Source organism: Massilimicrobiota sp. mt181 (assembly GCF_055420065.1).
Map to the genome: position 1 here is coordinate 1 of NZ_JBVAYN010000011.1, position 11,559 is coordinate 11,559.

9 protein-coding genes are annotated in these 11,559 nt (G+C 27.3%); all 9 read right to left on the reverse strand.

The window, feature by feature from the left end; all coding sequences use genetic code 11:
* A partial coding sequence (locus ACZYT4_RS07490; RefSeq protein WP_463784191.1) for a DEAD/DEAH box helicase occupies nt 1–2,302 on the reverse strand: 2,302 nt, incomplete at its 3' end.
* Between the two features lie 5 nt (nt 2,303–2,307).
* Entirely contained in the window at nt 2,308–3,081 is a 774-nt protein-coding gene (locus ACZYT4_RS07495) for a Hachiman antiphage defense system protein HamA (protein WP_463784193.1), read from the reverse strand.
* 319 nt (nt 3,082–3,400) lie between these two features.
* The gene (locus ACZYT4_RS07500; RefSeq protein WP_463784195.1) at nt 3,401–3,601 is read right to left on the reverse strand and encodes a hypothetical protein; all 201 of its coding nucleotides are present in this window, start codon (nt 3,599–3,601) and stop codon (nt 3,401–3,403) included.
* A gap of 594 nt (nt 3,602–4,195) precedes the next feature.
* Nucleotides 4,196–6,067: a DNA/RNA helicase domain-containing protein gene (locus ACZYT4_RS07505; RefSeq protein ID WP_463784197.1), complete on the reverse strand. Its 1,872-nt coding sequence runs from the start codon at nt 6,065–6,067 to the stop codon at nt 4,196–4,198.
* Nucleotides 6,064–6,378 (reverse strand): nucleotide pyrophosphohydrolase, encoded by a 315-nt coding sequence (locus ACZYT4_RS07510; protein ID WP_205089531.1) that lies wholly within the window; start codon nt 6,376–6,378, stop codon nt 6,064–6,066. Before ACZYT4_RS07510 ends, ACZYT4_RS07505 begins: the two co-directional genes overlap by 4 nt.
* Before the next feature lie 514 nt (nt 6,379–6,892).
* Nucleotides 6,893–8,026 (reverse strand): AlbA family DNA-binding domain-containing protein, encoded by a 1,134-nt coding sequence (locus tag ACZYT4_RS07515; protein ID WP_463784200.1) that lies wholly within the window; start codon nt 8,024–8,026, stop codon nt 6,893–6,895.
* A 540-nt stretch (nt 8,027–8,566) separates the two neighbouring features.
* A complete protein-coding gene (locus ACZYT4_RS07520) occupies nt 8,567–9,304 on the reverse strand; it encodes a hypothetical protein (RefSeq protein ID WP_463784203.1) in 738 nt (245 codons plus the stop codon).
* Nucleotides 9,305–9,658: 354 nt separating this feature from the next.
* The gene (locus ACZYT4_RS07525) at nt 9,659–10,981 is read right to left on the reverse strand and encodes an MATE family efflux transporter (RefSeq protein ID WP_463784205.1); all 1,323 of its coding nucleotides are present in this window, start codon (nt 10,979–10,981) and stop codon (nt 9,659–9,661) included.
* A gap of 14 nt (nt 10,982–10,995) precedes the next feature.
* Entirely contained in the window at nt 10,996–11,268 is a 273-nt protein-coding gene (locus ACZYT4_RS07530; protein ID WP_204245257.1) for a metal-sensing transcriptional repressor, read from the reverse strand.
* Nucleotides 11,269–11,559: the final 291 nt, after the last annotated feature.

Genomic DNA, 11,559 nt, shown 5'->3' on the forward strand with positions numbered 1-11,559 from the left:
AATTTGATAATGTACTACTAATACCACAATTTAGTAAAGCTATTTTTTCTATTTTTTCAGTACCATATTTTATTTTTAAATACAATTTCTCTTCAATCAACTCCAAAGAATTTAAAATTTCTATATACTTAATAATTTCATTGTCAATAAAATCATATTCTTCCTTTAATCGTACAATAGCTAAATTAACTTTTTCAACTTCGTCCTTACATGTAATATCAGTCCATAAGGCTCTATATCCCCCACGTTTTTTATCACCCCATTTGCCAACATATACTGATTTTGATTGTTCCTCTCTCAATGTATTCCAATATCCTACTATTTCGTTGACCATTTGTTTCATAGTCAATCCTAAAATACGCCAATTTATTAACATTTTATAGAAATTTTGTGCTTCTTGTTCCTTTAATCTTTTCAAATTATTGAAGCGATATTCTTCATCTTCTATCTTAGAAAAAAATAAATAATCCATGATTGAAAATACTGTATCTAAACTTTGAGCTCGTGAAACATAGTTTAATTCGTTATGTAATTCATTCTCTATTTTTAATATATCAAATATATTTATATTGTTTTCAAAGCATAATTGACCTATTCTAGTTTTTGGTTTTCTTTCGTATTCACTTGTAATGATATCAACAGATGATAAATTTTCGAGTATTTCTTCAGCCTTTTCTTTTTTAGCTTTCTCTGCTATGGTATTAACTAATAATGGATTTTCTAACTTATCCTCAATATTATCGAAGTCTTTGACAAGCATATTTCGGCCTCTTATAAAATTAATTACATTAAAATTTTCTCTACAATATTTGCCTTTAATAATATGTATTTCAGGCAATAAATATCTTAAATTTCCAGTTTTCTTATTAAAAATCTCTCCAAATCTACAAACTCTACCAACCAAATTATGAAAAGAAGATGGTGACAAATAATTTCTACCTCTACTAGGATCAAGTATAAACATTTTTGTTGCAGGTATATTGACACCCTCAAGTAAAGTTGAATTTGCAATAAGCATTGTGATTTCAGGAACTTCTATATATAGTTCTTCAATAAAATATCTGATTTGTTCTGGAATTGAACCATGATGATAAATTACACCTTTTTTAATATAATCTGCTAATTTATAATCGTCATGAACATATTCTTTTAAATCATCACTAGCTTTTTTTATTCTTTTGATATCCAAATCAGGAAGCTTTGAAGATAATTCCATAGCAAATTGTTCAAGATTTTTAGGAGTATTTAAATATATAATATTTTTATTATCACAATTATCAAGCACAATATCTGCATCACTTCTCAGTTCCCCAGCATCTATCTCAACCATTTTCTGTTTTAATCCTGAATATTGGTCAAATATTTCTTTTTTATTATTTTTCAAATCATAAAAATAATACATTTCTGATTTTACAGTTTCATTCACACTATACCAATCTACTATTTTTGACATTGAAACAAGATTTAAGCTATCTTTAGATTTTAGAAAAGGGGTTAGATATTTACAAACGAGTCTATCATTCCTTTTACTACAAATAATGATTACAGCTCCAAGAATCACACTTCGAGAATTTTCTTCTGAGAAATCATCCAACAAATTATGTGCTTCATCAATAACCAATAAATCAAATTTAAGATTCGCATTATTCTGCAATAATCTCAATAATCTTTCTTGTGTCAAAACCGCAATTATTTCGTCGTCTTTATCATTATACATTTCTGGAGAAGTTATGATTTTTCTATACCCAAAATGATTTATAATTCTCTTTTTTGTTTGTGCTAAAAGTGATTTGGTTGGAGTAATTATACAAATTTTTTTATAACTATCATTTTTTATAAAAGATAATATCATCTCTGTTTTCCCATAAGATGTTGGTGCAACTATAATCTGAGAATTTGATTTTAAATCTTCAGTAACTTTATTTAATTTATATTGTCCTATTGTTTTATATGAATCATTCCATTTATATTCGATATTATTAATACTATTGATTTCTGTCTGAATATTTCCATATTTCTCTGAATAATCTAAATTTTCTTCAATAAATTGTGCTATTGGAATAAGTCCTTTATTTAAACTTAGTTCATATAAAGGTTTATAATCACCTGTTTTATTACTATAAAGTAGAAACAATCGGTATCCAAATTTTTGAAATATAACGTTATCCAGTCCTATAAAATATAGTCCTATTGCTAATATTGATTCTAATTCATTATCTTGCAATTCATCATCTCGCAATAACTTCCAATATATTTTTGGAAAATCTGTATTATAAAGTTTTTTTAAAGTTAATTTATCCATATTTTTTATTCCTGAATTAATCCATTTAAATATTCTAATATTGCCTGATATGTTTTTTTCTGAATTGCAATTAATTTTAAATTTGAAAATATATTTGTCTCCTTGATTGACTTATATAATTCAAAAATCTCATTACTATCTATTTTTGAATCAAACATACAAAAAACCGTGCCACCTAAAACCACATTTTTATCATTACTTTTTGCAGTATTACTAGTTTCTTCCAATATTTTTACTACTGTGTTTTTTTCACTATTATTATCCAAAGAACTTCTCACACTTTTTATTGCATTTAACCATAATTGTGAATTTTTTTCATTCAGTCTCTTATTTAAATCATTCTTTGCTTTTTTTATTCTTTCACATACTTTTTTGGTAGCATTTTTTTCTTGTCCTAACTCACCTGCTTTTGATTCAATAATCCATATATTATCTGAATTATCAACTGCAATAATATCAAATCCCTTTTTAACATTTCTTTCTTCTACGTTAAAGAATGGTGAAATGATTCTTAAATCAGTAAACAATCTAATTATCACATTTAGTAGCAATTCTCCAACTGCTCCTATTTTCTTAATTTCACTTTCTGGTATTCTATGTTTTACCAATTCTTCTAATGTTTCGTCAAATGAATAGTAATTACTTTCTGATACTAATGCATATTCTCCATGACAAATGACAGTCAATTCGTCTCTTATGCAGTTTTTTAATTCATCAGACAAATAATGAATTTCTATTATGATATTTTGCCCATTCTTTCTTTCAATTACACCGTCCATATAAATACCTCTATTAATACTGTTCATGTTAAAATTAAAAGCCTCAATTTTTCTAAAATCTGTAATTATTATTTCTCTGGTAACTAATAACTTCTCTTTAATATGAAATTAGAATCACTACAAGAAATTTCCATATAAATTTATATATATATAACATTTATAACGAAAATAAATATATTTCAAAATATTCTCCATTTAAATTTTGCATTATTTTTCTTTTACTAAAAAAATTCAATCAAACTACAATTAATTATTTTAAATTACAAAATGCGGCCAACATTATAGTTCAATATCACATTACAATATATATTTATTTTCGCTAGATTTCTAGCAAAGCATTGATTTTTAATCGAATCGTTTCTTGATTATCATCTTCATCTATAATACATACTGTCCAATTTATAGACTTTAATATATCAATTGTATCTTTCTCTATTGAATTTATAAAAGCAAATTTTTTATCTTTATTATGAATAATAGATTTCATCTTTTTTATTTCTCGTAAAGGTTGATGTTTCATAAATAATTCCCAATTTATTAAATTCATCTTTTATATATTTTAAGGAAAAAGTTTTAACTTGATCACGTGTATTATTCAAACAAGTAGAATTAAAATAATTTCCAAAAACCATTATATTATTTTATCTACATCATATATTTTTCGTTCCTTTAAGAAATAGATATTATCACCATTTTTTATAGAAAAATAATCAGCTAAAGTTGAATATGCAATCATTTTCGATTTGGGTGAATCAAACCTCCTTAGACAAATTAGAAGCACATGTTCCGTTTCTTATCTACTTTTATAAATCATTAGTTTTACTAACCGATACAATAAAACCAAACATAACTCAAAATCACTCCATTTTCAATCATAATAAATACTAGCTGTAACCTTTAGAATTCTCTTCTGTATAAAAATTCTGTACAGTAAATAACTTCTTTATTCCGAAAATACGACACAGTCACAATAAATAACCATAAAATAAATTTAAAGTTTTTTTCAAAGTCACAACATATAAATTTTTAAAACTTTTCAAATTCTACAACATTAGATTTTAAATTAAAGAATTTCTCTATCGAATAAATATATATTAAATTTAGTCTACTTAATTTATTGAGTCAAATGATATTGTTTCAGTCTATCTGTTAAATACAACTCTAAATTTTTATCTACACAATATATATAACATCCCTTTTGGCCTCTTGTAAGCAAAGTTCTATACGTATTTTTAATAATAGTATCTGCAATATCCAATGCTTTTTCTTTATCTTTTTTATACAATCCTTTTAATCCTTTAATAGACTGATCAGTTCTTGCTCTTTTTGTAAAGTCAGTAACTATACCATTATCATAACGTAAATCTTCACCAATAATAACACCAACATAATCAAATTCTAATCCTTGACATGTATGAATACATCCTATTTCATTTACTGAATCAGGATCTATTGCCCAGGTTGAAGAAGAACCTAAATTCCATGACATAGCAAAGTCTCCTATTTGAATATCATGTATATTGGGATTATTCTTTCCTTCTTTAATCCAATCCCAACAATAACCTGCAACCATTCTTGCCTTATTATTTACTTTATTTTTTTCAAAAATAAGTTTCTGTACTTCTTGCGGTGTATCACAAATACGAATATCATAGTCATAATCAAAATCATCAGTAGCTTCATTATTAATTTCTAAAACATTATCAATCCATGACAAATAGGAATCACTACCATTACATCTAAATTGAGAGATTAATGTATCTTCATATATAACAGCATCATAATACTTAGACCATCTTTTTATTTCTTCAGTACTTCCTATATCCTTTGTTGTGACTCTTTGAAAATCATCAATAAAGAAAATACTTGTTTTACAGGCATTAATAATCTCTTTGATTTGATTTTCTCCCATATTTTGAAACATACCTGATTTTTCATTTAATCTATGTGCTTCATCTACAATTAAACAATCAAAATCATTACTTTCTGATTCCGTAAATGATCCTGAACCTTTAAATAAATTATCTATATATGCCTTTCTATACTTTCCTTCAGTTAATTTTTTTCTATAAACTTCTCTTGGAGCAGAATTTTTAGTAATATACATTACATTCTGATCTAGATTTAATATTCCAACTAACATATTAATAGCAAGAACTGTTTTTCCAGTGCCTGGTCCACCTTTTATAATATAAACTTGCTTTTTATTTGTTTTATTTTTTGAAATTTCAATTGCTCTTTCATAAATAACTTTTTGATCATCTATAAGTGTAAATTCCTGATTACCTTTCAACATAGATGTGAGACTATCCTGTAAAGATTTGCTTGGAATTATTTTCCCATTTTCAATATGATATAAAACATCAGGATTGCCTTTTTTTATATATTTAGCAATAAATTTAGCGAGTTTATCTGTATCTCCACGTGTAAAAACAGGTGCTTTATCAATATAATACTGATAGCATGTATCAATTAAATCATCTTGTTTTTTTAATTTATAGTTATGTAAATATGCACATGGTTTTAAATCAATTTTATATTTTCTTACATCCTCATTATAATCTTCAATCATACTTACATATGACCATGCCTGATATGAAGGATGTGTTGTTTCAACAAATCTCCCTTGTAGATATGTTTTTACTACTGCTTCTTTTGTTTCTACTTTTTCCAATTCCTGCCACTGTTTCAATTCTATAATTACAGCACTTTCTCTACCTTTAGAATCTTCTCCACTAACAATAAAATCTACCCTTTTATTTGAATTTGGTATGCGATATTCTATTGCCACTTTACTATCGTCAGGAATATTTTTATCTTCCATCACTTTATACATATACTGCATTGAATTCATCCATGATATATACTCATTATGTGCAGTCTTCTTATGTAACTTTTCTTTCACTTTACTTTCAATTTTATCTTCAATCAAATCCAGTCGTACATCATATAAAAATTGTTTTTTTGTTTCTTGATAAACAATCATAATTCAGTATACTTTTTTGAATTTCCTTTTGCTTTTTCAACTGGATACTTTTGACGATTTTTTTCTAATTTTTTTAGAACTATATCTTCTAAATCTACATTGAGCTTATCAGCCATCACAATACAGTAATTGACAACATCAGCTAATTCTTCACACACTGCATCTTTATCATAATGATTGTCCCATTGAAAACATTCTAATAACTCTCCAGCTTCTATAGCAATTGACTTCGCTAGATTTTCTGGTGAATGAAACTGATCCCAATCTCTCTCTTTGTTAAATTCTATAATTTCTTTAATTGCTTTTTTCATAAATTAAACTCCTTATAACACACCAAAAATCAAATTATTAATTATCAATATTTAATTTGGGATTTATAGAAAACGTATTTCTACCATATATTTATTTTAACAAAAAAATATTATATTTCAAATCACTCTATCCTTTTAATCCTACTTTTTTAATGAAAACTAATTTGACATAATCCTTTCTATAAAGATAGTAACTACTATTAAAACATGTATTTATATTGTTTTCGTGAAACGTAAGTCAAAAAAAGGAACCCCCTATTTTTCAATAGTCATTCCTTTATTCTCTACTCTTGACACGAAGTCCCTATCTAAAGCACTTTTCCAACTCGTCTAAATCACTTGTTACTATACTTATTTAAATTCTCTTAACCATATGACTTTTTTAACCCAAACAGGCTAGTTTTTGACATAAAATATTAATTTCAGTCACATATTTTTACATTACATATCCTTTTGACAAGACAATAGTATTAAATTAGTATCACGAAATCAATTCAAATTATATTCCCAAATCTTATTCAGATTTGTTCTTACGCCACTCAGCTAACATTTTTACTAATACACACCCTGTTTTCAATCGTTCAAAATAAACATTTTTATCTAATCCATGTTCTAAATGAACTCGAAAATATCTGTTCTCTTCCTTATATTTTTCTTCAAATAGTTTTCTATTCTTTTCAATATATTCCTCGAATTTATATCGTTCATCTTTTGATTCATAGAAAAGGACAACATCTTCATAATGATACAAAGCAAATCGTTGTTCACTATTTTGAGAATCAAAAAGAAATGAGAAAACTTTGTATGTATTACTATCTTTTTCATAATATTTATAGCTATACTTTTTATCAAGTCTTAAATTATCACGTATGACATTACCCCATAAAGGAACGGGAATTGATAATCTACCACCATCCAACACTACAACTTGATAAGATTCTAATATTGTCTGTTGATATTTGATGTTTAATGTTTCATATGATGTATGCGGATTTGGTAAAGCAAATGCATAGAATTCAGGTACTAAATCTTCATCATCTCGCGTTATTTCTATCGTATATTCCGGATTATAAATATTGTAATATGATTCTTCAAATTCATTCCACTCTGTTTTATTATTTAAATGATCATAAATATATTCTAATTTTGATTTAGTCAAACCTAATCGCTTACGCCATAGATTTTCTATATCAAGTATATCAGCATTTCCTTTATTCTCTGTATTTTTATCACCAACTCTTGAATAAATACAACCTTGCAACATTTCACCATATCCTTTTTTCAAGTATATCGGTGTTTTCTCTACATTAAAAATTGTTAAAACATCTATTTCTTCATCATTTAGAATAATTGTTGTAACTTCAATTTTAGGATATGCATCTCCTGCAAACATTAGCTTGGAAATGGAATCAATAATATCTGCTTGTTTTTTTCGTTTTTGCCTCATTCCAGTAATAGTTAAATCATCAGCTATACCAAAAATTAAATAACAGTCTTTATCATGTACTGTGTTTGCAAAACAAATTATATCTTTGATTAAATCAGAAGTTTTGTTATGCCATTCTTGTTTGAAATCCCAATAATCTCCCTCTTTTCCTTGTTCAAGTAGAAAAGCAACCAATTCTTCTAATTCATATTTATTAACCATTTCGATAATAATACCTCCGTTACGCAACTGTTTATATTCAATCTAAAAAACGTTAAATTATAGCATATGACAGAAATTTTAACTTTATATAATCAAGATAACATTGAATTGTCTTATACGTCAAGACACAAAAAATTAACATTATTTAACTTTTTATGGTCTTGTTTAATTTAACATAAAGAAAACTCCCTATCATTGAACCACCCCTGTCTAGTTGACAGGGGCGGTTCATCTCTAGGTCGTTTCATCAACACAACATAATTACTTTAAAGTTTTTTTCAAAACCACAACGTGTGAACTTTAAAACTATTTAGAGTCCACAACACCAGATTTTAAATTACCATTATTTATGCTGTCTACTGGGAGGTCATCATATCACATTTAAAGGCGTTTTTCGTTATTGTATATTATTCGAATTCAGTGCAACCTTTGCTATTATTAACTGTATTTGTTTAATATTTATGCATATTTCCGTAATATTTTACTTCAATTACATTATTTATTCTGACTTACTGATTTTCTATTGGCAAAATGTTGCTATTACTCCTTTGTATTTTTAGATAAAATAATATTTACGGATATTTCTGATAAAGTGTTTTCTCTAAGTTTACTATCCTCTATTTTATTTGCAATTGAATTTGCAAGTAAAAGATTATTGCTTTCTGCAAATTTCGCATGAAACTTAATAGCTGCTTCTATATTTTTAGTATACATCAAAATAAAAATTGCTCCAATAAAATCTACGACAATTCCACTCAGACTCCCAATAATTAACAGAGTTTTATCCATTTCAAAAGATGTATACATATACAAGGTTACTCCTACTATCAATATACCAAATATAATCATCATAATACCAAGTCCAGAAAGAAATTTCGTTTGAGCCAAATTCATATCATAATATCTCATCAATTCCTTTTGATTCATCCTAAACATTTTCTCTGCTCTCAAAGCTCTTTTCTCAGGATCTATTTCCGAAAACTCTTTTTCCTCTCTACGCGCGTCTTCTTCCAATTTTTCTAGTTTCTTTGACTCTTTCAAATCAAAGAAACTGCTTATAGACACCATAAAGCAAATAAATGCAAAAAATCCTATTATGTATACCAGCATCTGTCCAATTGGAAAATCAAATATCTTTTCATATATTTGATAAGCAAAAAATACTAAAATGATGCCAAATACGAGACCACCTATTACGCTGTTCCTATCTTTTTCTGATTTTTTCTGTACTCTTTGTTCAATATTATTAGTATCGCTCTTTGCTGTTTTTTTATCCATAACTTCTATCTCCTAAGTATTTATTATTGCATTTATTAACATTTTTTATAACAATGGCAAGAATGCATATATAGCAGGCACTCCTACTATAGGCTACCTGCTATATAAAATAATCTGTACTATTTTTTACTCGAACTCTACATCTCAAATTCTTTATTAACCGATATATCAGTCAATAATATATTTAATTAACACAAAAATAGTTCAATTTTCTTCATTTCTTACACTTTTGACAAAATAAGTGTATCAAAAACATATCATATTTTCAATAGTTTCGTATCAATAACAATTTAATTAAACTAATATGAGCTTATTAAATTATCTTACTATGAAAGAATATGGCGATACTTCTACTTATAATGTTATAGTTTTCCATTTTCCTCTACAAAATCTTATTAATAAGAGAATACCTCTAATTGTTAAATCCAGTGCATAGGCATACCATACACCTTTAAGTCCTAGTCCGAAAGGAATAGCAAGAATATAACCTATTCCTAGACGTATTCCCCAAATACCTAAAAAAGTAGAATACATTGGAAATCTGGTATCACCAGCTCCCTGTAGTGCATTAGTGATTACTTGAACTAAAGCAGAAAAAGGTTGAAAAAATGCAATGATTCTTAAAACATCAGCAACAAGCACCTGTACTTCTTTTGTAGAAGTAAATAAAGAAGCCAGTGGCATAGCAAAAACATAAAATATCATGCCTATGATCATCATACAAACACAGGAAAGGCCATATCCTATCCATGTATCATGAACAGCTTGTTTATAATCATTTTTACCTAAAGATATTCCCACTAAAGTTGAAATTGCCAATCCAAATCCCATAGCAGGGATATAAGAATAACTTTCAATCGTTCCTGCAATATTATGGGCAACATAGGAATTGACTCCTATAGATATGATCATACCATTATATACTAATTGCCCAATACGCATAATTAGCTTTTCCGTTCCAGCAGGAATTCCAACAGTTAACAATGAGTGTATAATTTCTTTATCTGCCTTGAAATCAGATTTACTAAATTTAATTTCACTATCATGATGTTGTAGTTTATAAAGTAATATAAACATACCAACAACTCTTGAAATTGTTGTTGCCAATGCAAGACCTACAACACCTAGTCCAATCTGAATAAAAAGCATATCTAAGATGATATTCAATATATTTGCGAAGCCTGTTGCATACATAGGTGTCTTTGTATCTTTTATGGCTCTTAAACAACTCGATAAAACCTGTTGCAGACAAAGAAATACAGATGGAACAGCAACTACCAAGTAATATGGAATTGCGTACTCCATTACAGTTTCATCAGCACCCGAAAAATGTAAAATTTGATTATGAAAAATCAGACAGATTACACCTACAATTAACCCGAGTGCTGTTCCAACAATAATAGACTGGACGATTGCATGATTTGTTTTTGAATAGTCCTTTTTTCCATAGTTTCTTGAGACAACAGCAGTCGTACCAATGCTAATCGCTGTAAAAAATGAGATGAATATATTCATTATAATATTTGTCACACTGATACCGGCAATCGCATTGTCTGTCAGTTTTCCAGCAAAATATGTGTCCGTTGTTCCTAAAAGCGTTTGTAAAATATTTTCTATGATGATCGGAAATGCTAGAGATAAAATAGCAATGATTTCTGTTTTTCTTATACGTTTCATTAATAAATCTCCGATCAAATCATTTTATCTATCGCTTTTTTAAGTTCTTCAATTGTTTCATCATCATTCTCTTTTACAGCTTCTATAATACAATGGTCAATATGATCTTTTAAAATAACTTTACTTGTATTTTTCAAGGCAGATTGTACAGCAGAAAGTTGTACAAGGACCTTTGAACAATCTTCATCATCAATTACCATTTGTTTTACTGATTCCAAATGTCCAATTGCCCTTGAAAGTCGATTTACAACCGCTTTTTTAGATTGTTCATCATGTTTATGTTGCATTTTATTCGCTCCTTTCATATCCCCCTTAGGGGGATATGAAAATAGTAACATTATTTTCTATTCCTTTCAATATAACAAAAAACAGAAGAGTAAAAAATTCTTTTAACTATAACCATACTAGTTATATTATGAGTAAAGCATAAGGAAAAGAAAAATAATTCAACGCTATAAAAGCGTATCATTCAAACTTAAAAAAAGTTCGATAAAATCGAACTTTTTTAGGTTATTCGAACTCTATACCACGAATTCTTTATTGACCTATATATCGGTCAATAGTATTTATAATTAACA

Bases quoted from the DNA above. Each gene is read 5' to 3' on its own strand.
- ACZYT4_RS07495 (WP_463784193.1), bottom strand. From the start codon at position 3,081: ATGGACGGTGTAATTGAAAGAAAGAATGGGCAAAATATCATAATAGAA.
- ACZYT4_RS07500 (WP_463784195.1), bottom strand. From the start codon at position 3,601: ATGAAACATCAACCTTTACGAGAAATAAAAAAGATGAAATCTATTATT.
- ACZYT4_RS07505 (WP_463784197.1), bottom strand. From the start codon at position 6,067: ATGATTGTTTATCAAGAAACAAAAAAACAATTTTTATATGATGTACGA.
- ACZYT4_RS07510 (WP_205089531.1), bottom strand. From the start codon at position 6,378: ATGAAAAAAGCAATTAAAGAAATTATAGAATTTAACAAAGAGAGAGAT.
- ACZYT4_RS07515 (WP_463784200.1), bottom strand. From the start codon at position 8,026: ATGGTTAATAAATATGAATTAGAAGAATTGGTTGCTTTTCTACTTGAA.
- ACZYT4_RS07520 (WP_463784203.1), bottom strand. From the start codon at position 9,304: ATGGATAAAAAAACAGCAAAGAGCGATACTAATAATATTGAACAAAGA.
- ACZYT4_RS07525 (WP_463784205.1), bottom strand. From the start codon at position 10,981: ATGAAACGTATAAGAAAAACAGAAATCATTGCTATTTTATCTCTAGCA.
- ACZYT4_RS07530 (WP_204245257.1), bottom strand. From the start codon at position 11,268: ATGCAACATAAACATGATGAACAATCTAAAAAAGCGGTTGTAAATCGA.